Origin of the sequence: Palleronia sp. LCG004 (assembly GCF_032931615.1) — a bacterium.
Classification (GTDB): Bacteria; Pseudomonadota; Alphaproteobacteria; order Rhodobacterales; family Rhodobacteraceae; genus Palleronia.
The window spans coordinates 1052325-1070036 of record NZ_CP136759.1; the positions used below are offsets into that span (position 1 = coordinate 1052325).

At 60.9% G+C, this 17712-nt stretch carries 14 protein-coding genes; 9 read left to right on the forward strand and 5 right to left on the reverse strand.

Annotated elements, in window-relative coordinates:
* The first annotated feature begins 191 nt into the window (after positions 1 to 191).
* The 6 genes from RVY76_RS05075 (at position 192) to pgi (ending at position 6626) form a co-directional block, all read left to right on the forward strand.
* A complete protein-coding gene (locus RVY76_RS05075) occupies positions 192 to 845 on the forward strand; it encodes a fumarylacetoacetate hydrolase family protein (protein ID WP_317376301.1) in 654 nt (217 codons plus the stop codon).
* Positions 846 to 858: 13 nt separating this feature from the next.
* Positions 859 to 1863, forward strand: a complete 1005-nt coding sequence (locus RVY76_RS05080; RefSeq protein ID WP_317376302.1) for a TRAP transporter substrate-binding protein — start codon at positions 859 to 861, stop codon at positions 1861 to 1863.
* A 164-nt stretch (positions 1864 to 2027) separates the two neighbouring features.
* On the forward strand, positions 2028 to 2612 hold the full coding sequence (locus RVY76_RS05085) for an HNH endonuclease (protein WP_317376303.1): 585 nt from the start codon (positions 2028 to 2030) through the stop codon (positions 2610 to 2612).
* 130 nt (positions 2613 to 2742) lie between these two features.
* Complete coding sequence (gene zwf, locus RVY76_RS05090) at positions 2743 to 4197, forward strand: glucose-6-phosphate dehydrogenase (RefSeq protein ID WP_317376304.1); 1455 nt, start codon at positions 2743 to 2745, stop codon at positions 4195 to 4197.
* 144 nt (positions 4198 to 4341) lie between these two features.
* Positions 4342 to 5010 carry a 6-phosphogluconolactonase gene (pgl, locus tag RVY76_RS05095; RefSeq protein WP_317376305.1) on the forward strand — a complete coding sequence of 223 codons (669 nt, stop codon included), beginning with the start codon at positions 4342 to 4344 and terminating at the stop codon, positions 5008 to 5010.
* A gap of 5 nt (positions 5011 to 5015) precedes the next feature.
* Positions 5016 to 6626: a glucose-6-phosphate isomerase gene (gene pgi / locus RVY76_RS05100; RefSeq protein WP_317376306.1), complete on the forward strand. Its 1611-nt coding sequence runs from the start codon at positions 5016 to 5018 to the stop codon at positions 6624 to 6626.
* A gap of 62 nt (positions 6627 to 6688) precedes the next feature.
* Here pgi and tkt read toward each other — a convergent pair whose 3' ends face one another.
* Positions 6689 to 8704 (reverse strand): transketolase, encoded by a 2016-nt coding sequence (gene tkt / locus RVY76_RS05105; RefSeq protein ID WP_317376307.1) that lies wholly within the window; start codon positions 8702 to 8704, stop codon positions 6689 to 6691.
* Between the two features lie 166 nt (positions 8705 to 8870).
* Between tkt and RVY76_RS05110 the strand changes: the two genes are divergently transcribed.
* Together RVY76_RS05110 and RVY76_RS05115 are read left to right on the forward strand one after the other, a co-directional pair.
* Positions 8871 to 9413 carry a hypothetical protein gene (locus RVY76_RS05110; protein ID WP_317376308.1) on the forward strand — a complete coding sequence of 181 codons (543 nt, stop codon included), beginning with the start codon at positions 8871 to 8873 and terminating at the stop codon, positions 9411 to 9413.
* A complete protein-coding gene (locus RVY76_RS05115; protein ID WP_317376309.1) occupies positions 9406 to 9822 on the forward strand; it encodes a cell division protein ZapA in 417 nt (138 codons plus the stop codon). Before RVY76_RS05110 ends, RVY76_RS05115 begins: the two co-directional genes overlap by 8 nt.
* 63 nt (positions 9823 to 9885) lie before the next feature.
* On the opposite strand, the gene grxD is transcribed toward RVY76_RS05115, so the two are convergent.
* The 4 genes from grxD to RVY76_RS05135 form a co-directional block, all read right to left on the reverse strand.
* Positions 9886 to 10245: a Grx4 family monothiol glutaredoxin gene (gene grxD, locus RVY76_RS05120; RefSeq protein WP_317376310.1), complete on the reverse strand. Its 360-nt coding sequence runs from the start codon at positions 10243 to 10245 to the stop codon at positions 9886 to 9888.
* A gap of 258 nt (positions 10246 to 10503) precedes the next feature.
* Complete coding sequence (locus RVY76_RS05125; protein ID WP_317376311.1) at positions 10504 to 10737, reverse strand: BolA/IbaG family iron-sulfur metabolism protein; 234 nt, start codon at positions 10735 to 10737, stop codon at positions 10504 to 10506.
* Positions 10738 to 10800: 63 nt separating this feature from the next.
* Positions 10801 to 12963 (reverse strand): phosphoribosylformylglycinamidine synthase subunit PurL, encoded by a 2163-nt coding sequence (purL, locus tag RVY76_RS05130; protein WP_317376312.1) that lies wholly within the window; start codon positions 12961 to 12963, stop codon positions 10801 to 10803.
* Between the two features lie 263 nt (positions 12964 to 13226).
* Positions 13227 to 14129 carry a LysR family transcriptional regulator gene (locus RVY76_RS05135; protein WP_317376313.1) on the reverse strand — a complete coding sequence of 301 codons (903 nt, stop codon included), beginning with the start codon at positions 14127 to 14129 and terminating at the stop codon, positions 13227 to 13229.
* 147 nt (positions 14130 to 14276) lie between these two features.
* Here RVY76_RS05135 and RVY76_RS05140 point away from each other — a divergent pair, with 147 nt between their 5' ends.
* Positions 14277 to 17693: an indolepyruvate ferredoxin oxidoreductase family protein gene (locus RVY76_RS05140; protein ID WP_317376314.1), complete on the forward strand. Its 3417-nt coding sequence runs from the start codon at positions 14277 to 14279 to the stop codon at positions 17691 to 17693.
* Positions 17694 to 17712: the final 19 nt, after the last annotated feature.

Below are 17712 nucleotides of genomic sequence, written 5' to 3' on the forward strand. Positions count from 1 at the left end.
GAGGCCGATTGGCCCCGGAATTTCGATTGAAGCCGCGCAATACGCCTATCGCTCTCAGGGATCAAGCCCCGCGCCGATGGAATGCGCGGTTTTATGGCAGTTCGGCCAGCGCATTTCGTCGCTCGCTTCTTGGAGAATCGCGGACTAGAACAACCCCATTAGGCTGTCTGGCAGGAATAGGGAAACCGACCATGGCGCATATCTTCGATCTCGGTCCGCAGCCGGTCGTGCCAATCGAGGGAATGGGGGAGTTTCCCGTCCGCAGGATCTTCTGCGTGGGGAGAAACTATGCCGCGCATGCCGCGGAGATGGGCAACGAGGTCGACAGGGAGGCTCCGTTCTACTTCACGAAGTCCGCCCATTCGATCGTCCTTTCTGGCGGAGATGTCGCCTATCCCGGGCGGACGCAGGATCTTCACCACGAAGTCGAACTTGTCGTTGCGCTGGGGCAGGACGCACAAGTCATCGCCTATGGGTGCGGGATCGACATGACGCGTCGTGATCTTCAGGCGCAGGCCAAGGAAAAGCGTCGGCCCTGGGATGTCGGGAAAGATTTCGATCAGTCAGCCGTGCTTGCCCCCATGAAGCCTGCGGAAGCTCTCGGTTCGATCGAGGATAAGCGGATCGTCCTGTCTGTGAACGACGAGCTGCGCCAGGAGGGCGTGGTGTCCGACATGATCTGGTCGGTGCAGGAACTCGTCTCGGATCTCGGAACTCTTTACGCGCTCGAACCGGGGGACCTCATCATGACGGGGACGCCTGCCGGTGTCGGTGCCCTCCAACGCGGCGACCGGGTCACGGCGCAGATCGACGATCTGCCGCCGCTCGATATCCGGATCATATGAACTGAGGACCGCGATGCTACGCTTGACCGCTCTGATCTGCTGTCTGGCCGGACCCGGTCTCGCGCAGGACGTGACGCTTCGTATGCATCAGTTCCAGACCGGCGACGCCAACGTTCCGCGCCACGTGCTTTCGGCCTGGGAAGATCGGGTCGAGACCGCGTCCGGCGGGCGGATCGAGATACAGCGGTTCGATGCCATGGCTCTCGGCGGTTCACCCGCAGATCTCTACGATCAGGTTGTCGACGGTGTTGTCGACGTGGTCTGGACATTGCCGGGATACAGCGCCGGGCGCTTTCCGCGTGCCGAGGTCTTCGAACTGCCTTTCATCATGACCGATCCCGTCGCGACGAGCCGGGCCTATTGGCGGCTCGGTGACGAGGTCCTGAACGAGACGGATTTCAAGGATGTCAAGGTTTTGGGCCTCTGGGTTCACGGACCCGGAGTGCTGCATTCGCAGGTTTCGATACGGAATGTCGAGGATCTTAGAGGGGTTACCCTTCGTGCGCCCAGCCGGATCACCAATCGCCTCTTCTCGGATCTGGGGGCGACGACCGTCGGGATGCCGGTACCGGCAGTGCCAGAGGCGCTGTCGCGTCACGTGATCGAGGCGACGGCGTTGCCTTGGGAAGTCACGGGATCGCTCAGGATCGCGGAACTCGTCGACACGCATACCGAGTTTGCAGAACCAATCTATACCGCGACTTATATTCTCGCCATGAATCGACAGAGTTGGGAGGCTTTGCCGGATGATCTAAAGGCGGTGATCGATGCGGAATCGGGGGAGGACTTTTCGGTCTTTGCCGCGCGGAATACGTTCGTTCATGATGCCCCGGCGCGCGCGATTGCCGAGGATCTCGGGAACGAGATCATAACACTCGACCTGACGGAAACCGACGAGTGGAGGCAGGCCAGTCAGCCGACGATAGATTCCTGGATCAAGGAAATGACCGATCGCGGGATCGACGGGTCCGAGATCCTGGATCGAGCAAGGACCCTGATCGCCGAAAGCGCCGAATAGGTCATAAGGCCGTTACACAGAGCATCTAGATCCGGGGATAGGCCGCGCACCAAAATGTGGGGCTTGTCAGGCGTCAAGCGCCAGATATAGTCGAGTGAGCGACGGGATGCGAAGGCGCTCCGACCGCTCGGAAGGGACCTATCACCCCGGGGACCACTAAGATCATGGATGGCGATTTCAGGACGGCATTCGTCCGCGAACCGAACTCTCTGAGGCACCACCCCGCATTGGTGCTGAACGCGGATTACCGGCCGCTTAGCTACTATCCACTTTCGCTTTGGCCATGGCAGGAGGCCGTGAAGGCGGCATTTCTGGAACGGGTCACGATCGTTGCGGAATACGACGCCTACGTCAGGTCGCCCACTACCGAAATTCGGATACCGTCGGTGGTGGTGCTCAAGGATTACGTGAAACCCCAGAAGCGCGTGGCATTCACGCGCTTCAATCTTTTCCTGAGGGACGAATTTCTCTGTCAATATTGCGGATCGACAGGTGATCTGACCTTCGATCACGTCGTGCCGAGGGCTCGCGGCGGGCGGACGAGCTGGGAAAACGTCGTTGCGGCCTGCTCGAGGTGCAATCTTTCGAAGGGATCGCGCACGCTGTCGCAGACGGGGATGACGCTCAGGAAGCCGCCCCGCCAGCCGGGCGCGGAAGAACTCAAGAACATGGGGCGCAGGTTTCCGCCGAACCATCTTCACGAGACCTGGCGCGATTTTCTGTATTGGGACGCCGAACTCGAACCCTGAACGCTCGCGCGGCTGGTCCTTCGGGGCCACAGGCACGGGCTTCCCGTCGCCTGTAGTTTCCCTTGCCTTGACGACCCGCCATCTTGCGCCGATGTGCTTGTTCCAAGGCGAATATCGGGAAGGAGAACTCATGGTCTCTCGCGTCATTCCGGTCGATACGTTCGATCTCGTGATTTTCGGCGGCACCGGGGATCTTGCCCATCGCAAGATTCTGCCCGGGCTCTATCGCCGCTTCGTCGCGGGCCAGATGCCGGAAGATGCGCGCGTGATCGGGGCGGCGCGGGCCGAGCTGGACGATTCAAAGTACCGCGAAGAGGTTCGCGGCGCGCTCAGGGAATATGTCGATGCTCAACGGTTTAACGAAGATCATGTCGCGGCCTTCCTGTCGCAGTTGCATTACGTCCAGATCGACGCGCAGGGCGAGACGGGCTGGAAGGATCTCCATGCCCTGATGCGTGACGGGGTCGTCAAGGCGTTCTATTTCTCCGTTGCCCCGTCGCTTTTCGGGGATCTAGCGGAGCGGCTCCACAGCCATTCCATCGCCGACAGCGCCTCGCGGATCGTGGTCGAAAAGCCATTCGGCCGTGATCTGGCTTCGGCACGTGCGTTGAACCAGACGCTGGCGGAACATTTCGACGAAACGCAGATCTACAGGATCGATCATTACCTCGGTAAGGAAACCGTTCAGAATCTCATGGCCGTGCGGTTCGGTAACGTTCTCTTCGAGCCGCTCTGGAACGCGCAGTACGTCGACCATATCCAGATCACGGTTGCCGAGACCGTCGGCGTTGCAGGGCGGGGCAGCTACTACGACAAATCGGGGGCAATGCGCGACATGGTGCAGAACCACCTGATGCAGTTGCTTTGCCTCATCGCGATGGAGCCACCCTCACGCTTCGATCCGGATGCCGTGCGCGACGAAAAGCTCAAAGTGATCCGGGCGCTCGAACCGGTCGATCCGACCGATATCGTCCGCGGCCAGTACGAGGGGAAGGGCAAGTCCGATTCCTACCACGAGGATGTCGAGGACGACGAAAGCCGCACGGAATCCTTCATTGCGATGAAGCTCCACGTGTCGAACTGGCGATGGGCCGGAACACCCTTCTACATCCGGACAGGCAAGCGGCTGAAGGCACGCCAGTCCGAGATCGCCGTAGTGTTCAAGGACGCGCCGCATTCGATCTTCGGCGCATCGGCCGGGCGGCACCGGAACATTCTGACGATCCGGCTCCAACCGAACGAGGGCATGACGCTCGGCGTCACGATCAAGGAGCCGGGTCCGGGGGGCATGCGGCTTATCGACGTGCCGCTCGACATGACGTTCGCAGACGCGCTTGGCCCGGATAACGACGCGGTGCCCGAAGCCTATGAACGGTTGGTGATGGATGTTGTACGTGGCAACCAGACCCTCTTCATGCGCGGGGATGAGGTCGAGGCGGCGTGGGCCTGGACGGATCCGATCATCGAGGGATGGCAAGGCAACGACGACCGGCCGCTGCCCTACGAGCCCGGAACGTCCGGACCCGAGGAATCCGCGATGTTGCTTCACCGGGCGAACCGCCGGTGGCGCGAAATTCGGGAATGACACCCGACCCTGCGCATCACTGCCGGGGATCGATGCCTCCCTTCCGATGATGCGGGGAGGGCCACGTGAGGTGGTGCCTGAGCCCTTTTCGGATGGACAGCCGCACCGCCCTTGATAGGGTCCGGCCCAACGAAGGGAGGCAAAATGGAACTGATCGAATATCCCGATGCCGAAATGATGATGATGCAGCTTGCCGACAAACTGGCAGGTGAAATCTCGAGAAGCCTTTCGTCTCATGATCGGGTCTCGTTCGTCGTACCGGGCGGCAGCACACCGGGTCCCATCTTCGACTCGCTCTCCGGGGCGAGTCTCGATTGGGATCGTGTGCGGGTCATGCTGACCGACGAGCGGCTGGTTCCCGCCGATCACGAGCGTTCGAATGAACGGCTCGTGAGGGAACGGCTCCTGACCGACAAGGCCTCGGCAGCCCAGTTCGTCAGGCTGGTTCCCGACGGAGAGATCGACATCGACACACTTTTAGAAGAGCGTCTCCGGCCTGAATTGCCGATTTCGATTCTCTTGCTGGGGATGGGGGCCGACATGCATTGTGCATCGCTCTTTCCCGGCTCGCCGGAACTCGAGGCGGCGCTTTCTGCGGATGCGCCGGCGCTGATGCAGATCGAGGCCCCCGGTGGGCTCGAGCCACGGGTGACGTTGACGATGCCGGTGTTACGCGACGCCGTGTCGGTGCATGTCGTGATCACGGGAACGGAGAAGCGCGAAGCGCTGGATCGCGCGCGAAAGCTCGACCCGAAAGAGGCACCGATCGCCGCGATCCTTTCCGATGCGACGGTCCACTGGGCAAAGGAATGACGAGGATGGACAAGTCGATATGGGATGATCTGGCCGCGATGGGCCGGAAGGCCGATGGTCGATCGATCCGGTCGCTCATGTCAGCCGAGCGGGCCGAGGATTTTGCTGTCGAAGCCTGTGACATGCGGTTCGACTACTCGAAGACGAGCATGGATACGGCCGCTCGGGATCACCTGATCGGAATGTGCGAGGCGGCCGGACTTGACGACAAGCGTCGGGCCATGTTTGCCGGAGATCCGATCAACGAGACCGAGGGCCGCGCGGTGTTGCATACCGCGCTCAGGAATCTCGATGGCGGCAGCATCATGATCGAGGAGCGCGATGTAATGCCCAAGGTCCTGGGCACGCTCGCGCGCATGGAGGGTTTCGCCCGGTCCGTGCGCGAAGGCAGGTTCCAGGGGCAGGGCGGCACGATCACCGATGTGGTCAATATCGGGATCGGGGGGTCGGATCTCGGGCCGGCCATGGCCGTACAGGCGCTTTCGACCTATCACGACGGGCCGCGTTGCCATTTCGTGAGCAATGTCGACGGCGCACATATTGCCGACATTCTCGGACCGCTCGATCCGAAGCGAACGCTGGTCATCGTAGCGTCGAAGACCTTCACGACGATCGAGACGATGACGAACGCCGCGACTGCCAAGGCCTGGATGGGCCAGGATGTACGCGACCCCGCCTCGCAATTCGTCGCGCTCAGCACGGCACAGGACAAGACATCCGAATTCGGCATCGCAGAAACGCGGGTCTTCGGATTCGCCGATTGGGTCGGCGGTCGGTACTCGATGTGGGGACCGATCGGCCTGTCGCTTCTGATCGCCATTGGGCCTACGGCATTCCGTGCCTTCCTTCGCGGTGCGGAAGCGATGGATCGCCATTTTCAGAATGCGGCCCCGCAAGAGAACATGCCCGTCATGCTGGCGCTCACGGGGATCTGGCACAATCAGGGATGCGGATACGCGACCCGTGCCGTCCTGCCGTACGAACAACGTCTCGCACGGCTTCCGGCCTATCTCCAGCAGCTCGAAATGGAGAGCAACGGCAAGCGCGTCTCGATGGACGGCGCGGATCTCCCGGTCGAGAGCGGTCCGATCGTGTGGGGCGAGCCTGGAACGAACGGCCAGCATGCATTCTACCAGTTGATTCACCAAGGGACGCGCATCGTTCCGTGCGAGTTCATGGTCGCAGCCGAAGGGTTCGAGGAGGAGTTGCAGCATCAGCATCGCCTGCTGATCGCGAACTGTCTCGCTCAGGCAGAGGCACTGATGAATGGTCGGAGCCTCGACGAAGCGAAAGCGCTTCTGCAAGGAAAGTTCTCGGGTGAAGAGCTTGAGCGGCAAGCTCGTCATCGGGTTTTCCCGGGCAATCGCCCTTCGACCATCCTTCTTTACCCGAAGCTTACTCCCGAGGTCATGGGACAGATCGTTGCGCTCTACGAACATCGGGTCTTTGTCGAAGGTGTGATCCTGGGGATCAATTCGTTCGATCAATGGGGCGTCGAACTTGGCAAGGAGCTCGCGAAGGCGCTTGAGCCGATTGTAGCCGGTGAAGCATCTGCCGGGGACAAGGATGCTTCGACGGCCAGTTCAATTGGCTGGTTGCAAGCGCGAGGAGCGTGAGCGCAGCAGGCTTCGCGGAACGAGCAGGGGCCCCGGATGCAATCCGGGGCCCCTTTAGATTCTCAGAGCAGGGATTTGACCTTTTCCACGACTGCATCTGACGTAATGCCGAATTTTTCGAACAGGGTTTCGGCAGGGGCCGATGCGCCGAAGCCTTCCATGCCAACGAACCCGGCTTTGGCTTCGCGGCCGCGCTCGCCCAGAAGCCAACGGTCCCAGCCCTGCCGAACGCCGGCTTCGATGCCGACGCGAACCGCCGAGGCCGGAAGGACGCGCTTGCGATAGGCTTCGTCCTGTTCGGCGAATATTTCCCAGCACGGCATCGAGACGACACGTGTGCCGATCCCTTCGGCCTGCAAAGCCTGCCGCGCTGCCATGGCAACCGACACTTCGGAACCGGTCGCGAGGAGAATGGCCTGACGCTTTCCCACCGCCTCCGCGAGGACGTATGCCCCTTGCGCGGTCAGGTTCTTGGTCTTGTGTTCCGTCCGCACGGTCGGCAAGCCCTGCCGCGTAAGCGCGAGGATCGAGGGTCGGTCGGTCGTGGTAAGCGCAAGCTCCCATGCCTCTGCCGTTTCAACCGTGTCTGCCGGGCGGAACACGCGCGTATTCGGTGTTGCGCGTGCGATTGCCAGATGCTCGACCGGCTGGTGGGTCGGACCGTCCTCGCCCAGGCCGATGCTGTCATGCGTCATGACGTAGACGACCGGCGCACCCATCAGAGCCGAAAGACGGATTGCCGGTCGGGCGTAATCGGTGAAGACGAAGAATGTGCCTCCATAGGGCCGTACGCCGCCATGGAGTGCGAGGCCGTTCATCGCCGCGGCCATCCCGTGCTCTCGGATGCCGTAATAGACATACCGACCCTTGCGGTTCTCGGCGGAGAAGATCCCGAGATCCGCGGTGAGCGTGTTGTTCGAACCCGTCAGGTCAGCAGAGCCGCCGAACGTTTCCGGCATGATCGGATTGACGACTTCGAGCACCATCTCCGAGGATTTCCGGGTTGCGACCTTCGGTGCGCTCTCGCTGATCTGCTTCTTGAGTGCCCGGATCGTCGATTGAAGCTTTTTCGGAGGCGTCCCATCGATCATACGGTCGAACAGGTCGCGCTTAGACTTGGAGAGCTGATCCACGCGGCCGGTCCATTCCTCACGAACCGCAGCGCCACGACGGCCGGCTTCCTCCCACCAGGACTTTACATCGTCGGGAATGTCGAACGGCGCGTGGTTCCAGCCATAGGTCTCGCGCGTCGCGGCGATAAGTTCAGGATCGGTCAAGGCACCGTGGCCCTTCGACGTATCCTGCGCCGACGTGCCCAGAGCGATATTCGTCTTGCACGCGATCATCGAAGGTCGGGTATCCTTGCGCGCCGCCGTGATCGCAGCATCGATCTCGTCAGGATCATGGCCGTCGATCGACTGGACATGCCAACCGGCTGCCTCGAAACGGGCGACCTGATCGGTGCTGTCGGCAAGGCTCACCTCACCGTCGATCGTGATGTTGTTGTTGTCCCAGAAAACAATGAGATTGCCGAGCTGGAGGTGTCCGGCCATCGCGATGGCCTCGTGACTGACACCTTCCATGAGGCAACCGTCGCCTGCGAGCACATAGGTGTGGTGGTCGACGATCTTCTTGCTGAACCGGGCGCGCAGTGCCTCTTCGGCGATGGCGAAGCCGACGGAATTGGCAAGACCCTGACCCAGCGGACCGGTCGTCGTCTCGACGCCCTCGGCGTGACCGTATTCCGGATGTCCCGCGGTCTTGGCCCCCCATTGACGGAAATCCTTGAGGTCGTCGATCGTCATGCCCGCATGACCGGTCAGATGGAGAAGGCCGTAAAGCAGCATCGAGCCGTGCCCGGTCGACAGGATGAAACGATCCCGATCCGGCCAGTTCGGTGCACTCGCGTCGAACTTCAGGTGCTTGCCATAAAGGACGGTGGCGACATCGGCCATTCCGAGCGGCATGCCCGTATGACCTGAATTCGCCGCGGCGACGGCATCGAGGGCGAGCATGCGAAGCGCCGCGGCGCGGACCCAATGGTCCGGATGACGGTCGCGCAGGGTGGCAATATCCAAGGGAGCATCCTCATTGGCGGGAACAAACGATCGGCTTCCGTGATACCAGCCCTACCCCCGAGATCAAGCGCGCGACCCTCTGCCGGTTCGCCGATTGGGGGCTGAAATCGATCGGTAATTGCGATTTAGTCAGGCGAACGCGCGCGAATCACGCGACGTCGCCAGCGTGGACGGAACGGAGGCGTATATGCAGGACATCACTGAATTGCAGCGGCGGATTACCGCCGCACTCGATCGGATCGGAACGGGACTGGACGGCATCACCCTGATGGAGCCGACCGAGATCGCTCCCGAGGAAAACGATGCAGGCGATCCTCACGAGCTTGCAGAAGCGCTCGAAGCCGAACGTACCCTGAGCTCTCAATTGCAGGAACGCCTGCAGGCGAACCTTAAGAAAACGCATAGGTTGGAGAGTGATGCTGCGGGTGAGATAGACCGCCTCAAGGCCCAGCTGAGCGCAATCGAGGAGGATCGCGCACGCCTCAAGGCGGTGAATGACGCACTTCGCAACAGCAACGAGGCGCTGCGTGCGGCAAACGAGGCCGGCCTTGCAGACGAAGCACTTGTCGGAGAATCCGTCAGGACGGAGCTTGATGCGTTGAGGCAGGTCCGTGCCAGCGATCGCGCGGAACTCGATGCGATCCTCGCAATCCTCGAGCCTGCGATAGACCGGGCAGATGGCCAACAGGAGGAGACCCAGGATGCCTGAGATCACCGTGAAGATCGGCGGACGGGCCTATGAAGTCGCCTGTCAATCGGGAGAGGAGCCGTTTCTAGAAGGGGCGGCGGCAATGCTTGATGCGGAGGCAGAGACGCTTGCGGGGCAGGCGGGTCGTCTGCCCGAGTCGCGAATGCTGCTGATGGCGGGATTGATGCTTGCCGACAAGACCGCGGGTGTCGATGAAAGACTGCGCGCTCAGGAAGCTGAACTTGCGGACTTGCGGGCAAAGATCGCCGCCCTTGAATCTGCTGAGCCGCCGGAACCCGAACGGGTAGAGGTGCCGGTCATTCCGAATGTCGTCCTGAATTCGATGGCGGAGTTTGCCGCACGTGCCGAAGCCCTCGCGCAGATGACCGAAGACAAGGCGCGCGAAAGCGAAGCCGTCAATCAGCGCTAGAATGGAAAGGAAGCCCGCAGCCATCGATTGGCGCGGGCATCCTTTAATTCCTGCGAACGGCGGTCAGGCGTTTGCTTCGCGGATCTTCTCGGCAGCAGCCTTGTCGTAGGTCACGCCCTCCTTTTCGAAAAGCGCGTCGAGTTCTCCGGACAGCGTCATCTCGGTGATAATATCGCAGCCACCCACGAACTCTCCCTTGACGTAGAGTTGCGGAATGGTGGGCCAGTCGGAATAATCCTTGATCCCCTGGCGAATACCCTCGTCGGCAAGAACGTTCACGTCGGCATATTCGACGCCCATGAAGTTCAGAACACTGGCCACGCGGCTCGAGAAGCCGCATTGAGGCATGGTTTTCGTACCCTTCATGAAGAGCACGACATCGTTGTTGGTGACGGTTTCCTTGATTGCTGTCTCGGAGCTCATGTCATTTGTCCTTATGTTCGGATGTCTTCGGGACGAAAAGCCGTCCATATGCCTGCGGATCCCTGGGGACCGTGTATTCACGGGCCTCTCCGCCGCCGCCACCGCCGGAAAAGTACTCGGCGCGCAGAATGTGATGCCCTTTGCCGGGTGGCGATCCCGGCCTCCTGCCGCGCTCGCGGCGCATGATATAAGACGCTCGCAGCGCGAGAATGACGAGGATTATCCCGCCCAACGCGCCGGAAAGCGCGAACGCCTCGATCACGGGGCGCGGGTGGTCAGCGCGAGCGCATGCAATTCTCCGGCGGACCCGTCCATCTTGCCTTTCAGCGCTGCATACACGGCGCGCTGTTGCTGCACGCGGTTCATTCCGGCGAAGGAGGCATCGACAACCTCGGCCGCGAAATGTGCGCCATCGTTCCCTTGCACGGTGATCTGGGCGTCCGGGAAACTCTCACGGATCATCGTCTCTATCTGATGCGCGTCGATGGCCATTCGTGTCTCCTTGTCCTCTCTGGGTGATCTAGGCGGCGCGGTCTGGCTCTGCAAGCCGATGGATCATCCGAAGGCGGTTGCAAAAGCGCCGCGATAAATCTCCGACAGTTCGCTGAGGGGGGCGGTGCCTCGCGCGAGGGTGACGTCGTCTCCGCCGAACCTTCCGATCACGGTGAGCCAGACGCGCGCCTGGCCGGCGGCGACCATGAGAGCATCGGCTTGATCGAAGTTGCAGGCCAGCAGGTAACGCCCCTGATCCTCACCGAAGAGGCTTGCCGTCTTGCGCTTCTTGTCGATTGTCACGCCGATGCCTGCCGCCTCGGCCATCTCGAAGGCGGCGAGGGCAATTCCTCCGTCCGAGACATCCTGTGCAGCCGTCACAAGCGCACGGTTTTCGAGCAGGAATTCGCCATTCTGTCGTTCGAGATCGAGATCCACGGGCGGCGGAGGTCCGTCATGCCGATCCCAGAGAGCGGCCAGAAGGGCGGATCTGCCGAGATGCCCACTAGTCGGTCCGAGAACGAGAAGAAGATTTCCTTCCTGCGCGATGCCGGAAATGATGTCTTCGCTACGATCGATAAGGCCCACGGCACCGATGGTCGGCGTAGGAAGAATTCCGGTTCCGTCTGTTTCGTTGTAGAGTGAGACGTTGCCGGAAACGATTGGCATGTCGAGCGCTTCACAGGCCGCACCGATCCCTTTGATCGCTCCGACAAACTGCCCCATAATCCTGGGCTTCTCGGGGTTGCCGAAATTCATGTTGTCGGTCGCGGCGAGAGGCCGTGCACCTACGGATACGAGATTGCGATAGGCTTCGGCCACGGCCTGCTTGCCGCCTTCCTCGGGATCGGCGAACACGTAGCGCGGTGTCACGTCCGAGGTGAAGGCGAGGAGCTTGTCGGTGTCGTGAACGCGCACGATCCCGGCGCCGAGGCCGGGGGTGCGAACCGTATCGGCCATGACCTGAGTGTCGTACTGCTGATAGACCCATTGCTTTGCGGCATGGTTCGGGTTCGAGATCAACGCCTTCAGGCCCTCGATCGGATTGATCTTGGGCGCATCTGCGAGCGGTTCGGCCTTCGGGGTTTCTTCCCAGGGGCGGTCGTATTCCGGAGCGCTGCCCGAAAGGGTCGCAAGGGGCAGGTCCGCCTTCACCTCGCCGCCATGCTCCACGATGAAGCGATCCTCGGCGATCGTCTCGCCAACGATGGCGAAATCGAGATCCCATTTGTCGAAGACGGCCTTTGCTTCAACTTCTTTCTCGGGCCGCAAGACCATGAGCATCCGCTCCTGGCTTTCCGAGAGCATCATCTCGTAGGCCGTCATGCCTTCTTCGCGCACGGGTACCGCATCGAGGTTCAGACGCACGCCAAGCCCGCCCTTGTCGCCCATCTCGACGGCCGAGCAGGTGAGGCCCGCGGCCCCCATATCCTGAATGGAGATGACCGCGCCCGTAGCCATGAGCTCGAGACAGGCTTCCATCAGTGATTTCTCGGTGAAGGGATCGCCCACCTGAACGGTCGGCCGCTTGTCCTCGATCGTATCGTCGAACTCTGCAGAGGCCATCGTGGCGCCGCCGACGCCGTCACGACCGGTTCGCGCTCCGAGGTAGACAACGGGCATGCCCACGCCCGACGCTGCAGAATAGAAGATCGCATCGGATTGCGCGAGGCCGGCGGCGAACGCGTTGACGAGGCAATTGCCGTTGTAGGACGGATCGAAGCGGACCTCGCCTCCGACGCAGGGCACGCCGAAGCAGTTGCCGTAGCCGCCGATCCCCTCGACCACCCCATGGACGAGTTGTCGGGTCTTGGGATGATCGGGCATGCCAAAACTGAGAGCGTTCATCGACGCGATGGGACGCGCGCCCATCGTGAAAACATCGCGCAGAATGCCGCCCATACCAGTTGCAGCGCCCTGATGCGGCTCGATATAGCTGGGGTGGTTGTGGCTCTCCATCTTAAAGACCACGGCCTGACCGTCGCCGATATCCACGACACCCGCATTCTCGCCCGGCCCGCAGATGACCTGTGGGCCACTGGTGGGAAGTGTGCGCAGCCACTTCTTTGACGACTTGTAGGAACAATGCTCGTTCCACATCGCCGAGAAGATACCGAGTTCGGTGAATGACGGATCGCGCCCGAGAATGTCGAGGATGCGATCGTATTCGTCTGAGCTGAGCCCGTGGGCGGCAATCAGATCGGGTGTGATGACGGGATCGGTCATGAGACTCCGTGACGAAGGTTCGGAAATCTCTTAACGCCGGGCCTCGCGATTTGCCAGCATCGCGATCGATTGGTCAGCTTCCAAGATCACGGATCTCAAAAAAAAGAGGCCGGGCACATGGCCCGGCCAGTCCAACAGGGAGGTAAAGACGACGAAACATCAGTATCGCCGGCTTCAAGAGGCGAGATAGCCCTAACGTCCGGTGCGTTCAACCAATGCCGCGAATTTCAGCAAGCAGGGCAGGTATGCACCCGCTGCATGACTTACTTGTTGACCGCCTCGAGTATCTTTGCGCTCAGCGCCAACTCTTCGAGCACGAAATCACGAAAGGCCACGATCCGTTTGGAATTACGCAATTCTTCCGGATAGGCAAGGTAGACGGGAATGCTCGCGGATTCGACTTCGGGCAGAACCCGGACCATCGAGGGGAAGTCGGCAATGACGTAATCGGGCAACACCCCGATTCCGAGGCCGTGAAGCACCCCCTGTAGAACTCCGAAATAGTTGTTGACCGTCAAGGTGGTGGGGCTGCCAAGGGTCGTAAGGCTCTGCGTCAGCATCTCACCTGCGGAAACTTGCGTCGAATGCACGTTTTGCGAGATCAATCGATGGTCGATCAGGTCCTCGACCTTCTCGGGCGTCCCCCTCTCCTGTAGGTAAGACGGCATGGCATAAAGTCGCATCCAGACCGTGTTGAGGCGCTTGCGGACGAGATCGGCCTGGCTCGGTTCCTTCATCCGAATAGCGAGGTCCGCCTCGCGCATCGGCAGATCGAGCACCCGCTCTTCGAGCATGAGGTCGATTCTGAGATCCGGATAACGGTCGTACAGCTTCTGAAGCCGCGGAACGAGCCAGAGCGTGCCGAAGCCGGTCGTCGTGGTCACACGGAGCTCGCCGAAGACTTCCTCGCGACTGTCACGGATCCTGGCAGCAGCCGTGTCAAGCCGGCGGCGCATTGCGGATGTGGCATCGAAGAGCAGTTCGCCCTGCTCAGTCAGGATCAGGCCCCGCGCGTGGCGGTGGAACAGCGTGGTGTCGAGAGATTCCTCAAGCGCCCGAATTTGCCGCGAAACGGCCGATTGGCTAAGGTGGAGCGCGTCTCCCGCATGGGTGAGACTGCCCGCATCCGCAACCGCATGAAAGACGCGCAACTTGTCCCAGTCCATCGAAATTTGTCCTTTACTCGAGCGTATATTGGGAGGTTTCGTTCAATATCGGGCGGCGGGGCAAGAATGCAAATGTTTCAGGCTCAATTCGTGATTTGGTGGGTCAGAATTGTTGCCATAGATTGACCTGGTCAGGGGAGGACAAGCATGCGCCACGACGTCAGTCTCAACGATCGTTTCGACCTTTCCAGGCATGAGGTCCTGTTGAACGGCACGCAGGCTCTGGTCAGGCTGATGCTGATGCAGAAGAAACGCGATCTGAAAGCGGGGCTCAACACTGCGGGCTACGTTACGGGATATCGCGGATCGCCGCTCGGGGCCGTCGATATGCAGATGACGCGCGCATCTAAGTTACTGGCCGAGAACGATGTTCGGTTCGAGCCGGGACTGAACGAAGATCTCGCCGCGACCGCTCTCTGGGGGTCTCAGCAGGCGGGTCTCAGGGGCGACGGCAAATTCGATGGCGTGTTCGGCCTCTGGTACGGTAAGGGGCCAGGTGTCGATCGGTCCGGCGACGTCATGCGCCATGCAAACATGGCCGGATCTGCTGCGAATGGCGGCGTTCTGATGGCAATGGGCGACGACCACACGGGTGAATCTTCGACGGTATGCCATCAATCCGACTGGGCAATGGTCGACGCATACATGCCGGTACTCAGTCCCGCCGGTGTTCAGGAGATCCTTGATTACGGTGTGTACGGCTTTGCCATGTCGCGCTTTGCCGGTGTCTGGGCAGGCCTCAAGCTCATGAAGGACACGGTCGAGGTTACTTCGGTGGTCGATGGCAATCCCGACCGGATGTCGTTCATCACGCCGGATTTCGCGTTGCCGGACGGCGGGCTCAATATCCGGCTCGGCGATCATTGGGTCGCGCAGGAAGCGCGCATGATCGACTACAAACGTTTTGCGGCCGAAGCTTTCTCTCGCGCCAACGGCATGGACAAACGGGTATGGGGGCGAGCAGGCGCTAAGATCGGCATGGTCGCGGCTGGCAAGAACTGGCTCGACCTGACGCATGCCCTTGGCCTTCTAGGGATCGACGAGGCCGAGGCCGAGCAGCTCGGTATTACGACGTACAAGGTTGGACAGACATTTCCGCTCGACATGGAGGGCTTCCACGATTGGGCCGAAGGTCTGAGCCTTGTCATCGTTGTCGAGGAGAAGCGAAAGCTACTGGAGGTCCAGATCAAGGAGGCGCTGTTCGATGATCGGAAGGGTCGCCGCGTCTATGGTTGGCACAAGGGCGACACTTGGGAGAACGGCCGGAAGATCGAACTCTTCCCGACTCGGATGGCGCTCGATCCGGTTATGATTGCCGAGAAGCTTGGCGAGATCCTGATCGAGGAGGGCAGAGATACCGACCGCATTCGCGCAGGCCTTTCTCGTCTTTCGGATGCGCGGCGGGCCGACGACCAGCAGGAACTCGCGGTCAGGACGCCGTACTTCTGTTCGGGTTGTCCACACAACACGTCGACCAAGTTGCCCGAGGGATCTCGTGCTTATGCGGGGATCGGGTGCCACATCATGGCGATGTGGATGGATCGAGAAACGTCCAATTACACCCATATGGGGGCAGAGGGGGCCAACTGGATCGGAGAGGCACCGTTCTCCAGAACCGAACATGTTTTCCAGAACCTCGGTGACGGAACGTACAATCATTCCGGTATCCTCGCGATCCGCGCTGCGATCGCGGCAGGTACGAGGATCACCTACAAGATCCTCTACAATGATGCAGTCGCGATGACCGGCGGGCAAAGCAACGAAGGTGCCCTCAGTCCCGACCGCATCGCGAGGGAACTTCAGGCGATGGGCGTCCGGACCGTCGCGGTAGTCTACGACCCCAAGGAGGAGCCGCTGCGGGATCGGTTTCCAAATGGACTGATCTGGCACGAGCGCGACGATCTGCCGGACGTGATGGAACGGATGAAGAAGGTCGGGGGCGTCAGTGCGATCCTCTACATCCAGACTTGTGCGGCCGAAAAAAGGCGCAGACGCAAGAAGGGTCAGTTTCCGGACCCCGACCGGCGTATCTTCATCAACACCGATGTCTGCGAAGGCTGTGGCGATTGCGGTGTGCAGTCGAACTGTGTCAGCCTTGTCCCCGTGGAGACCGAGCTCGGGCGCAAGCGGGCGGTCGATCAATCCTCCTGCAATAAGGATTACTCCTGTTTAAAAGGATTCTGCCCTTCCTTCGTCACCGTCGAGGGTGGAGAAATCCGCAAGGAGGCCACGGCTGAAATCGAGATCGGTGATCTGCCGATACCGGATCTTCCGGAAATCGACGGCACACATAACATCGTGATTACCGGCGTGGGCGGAACCGGAGTCGTCACGATCGGCGCGATTCTTGCCATGGCTGCCCATCTTGACCGGAAGGGGGCGGGGATGATGGAGATGGCAGGCCTCGCGCAGAAGGGCGGGGCTGTCCATATCCATTGCCGCATAGCAAAGACGCCTGGCGAGATCAGTGCGATCCGGGTCGCTACGGGTGAATGCGATGCCCTCATCGGTGGCGATCTCGTGGTGAGCGCTGGTGCGAAAACCTTGGGTCTGATGGCGACCGGGCGAACCGGAGGGGTGGTCAACAGCCATGAAATTGTCACGGGCGCGTTCACGCGAGACCCGGATTTCAATATTCCTGCAAAGGATCTAGGCCTTGCGATCGAGCGCCGGCTTGGCCAACAGGTTCAGATGTTCGACGCATCGAACCTGGCTCAGGCTTCGATGGGGGACACGATCTATTCGAACATGATAGTATTCGGCGCAGCATGGCAGAGAGGCTTGGTTCCGCTCCCGCTCGAAGCGGTGCGGGGCGCGATCGAGATGAACGGCGCGGCGGTCGCGAGAAACCTGCGCGCTTTCGAGATCGGTCGGTGGGCTGCGGTGAACCCGCTCGAGGCATCCCGGTTCGGGCGGGCTGACGTGGCCGCAAAGCCGAGATCGATCGAGGAGAAGATCGCCTATCGCGCCGACCATCTGCGGGTTTATCAAAGTGAACGTCTTGCGCGTCGCTATCTCAAGCGCCTCGACGAAATCGAAGATGGCGAGCTTCGTCTGGCCGTCGCCGAAGGCTATCACAAATTGTTGGCTTACAAGGACGAATACGAAGTCGCGCGGCTCTTGCGGCAGACCCGGGAGAGGGTTGCCGAAACCTTCGATGGCAATCCCCATCTGACATATCATCTGGCGGCACCCGTGATCGCCAAGAAAGGTGCACAGGGTCGGCCGGGAAAACGGGCTTTCGGGCAATGGATCGAGCGGGTCTATCCCCTACTTGCCGGGTTCAAAGTACTGCGGGGAACTTCGTTTGATCCATTCGGCTACACTGGCGAGCGAAAGATGGAACGCGCGCTTATAGCCGAGTACGAAAGGGATCTGGATACCTTTCTCCCGAAGGTTGCGGAGAACCGCGCTGCGATCCTTGCCCTTGCGCGGCTTCCTCTTGAGATCCGCGGCTTCGGGCCTGTGAAAAAGGCGAACGCCGACCGGGCCGCTGCACGACGCACCGAGATCCTGCGCGCCATAAAGGAAGGATACGGAGGACTGCGTCAGGCGGCGGAATGATGCAAGGCGCATGGACTTC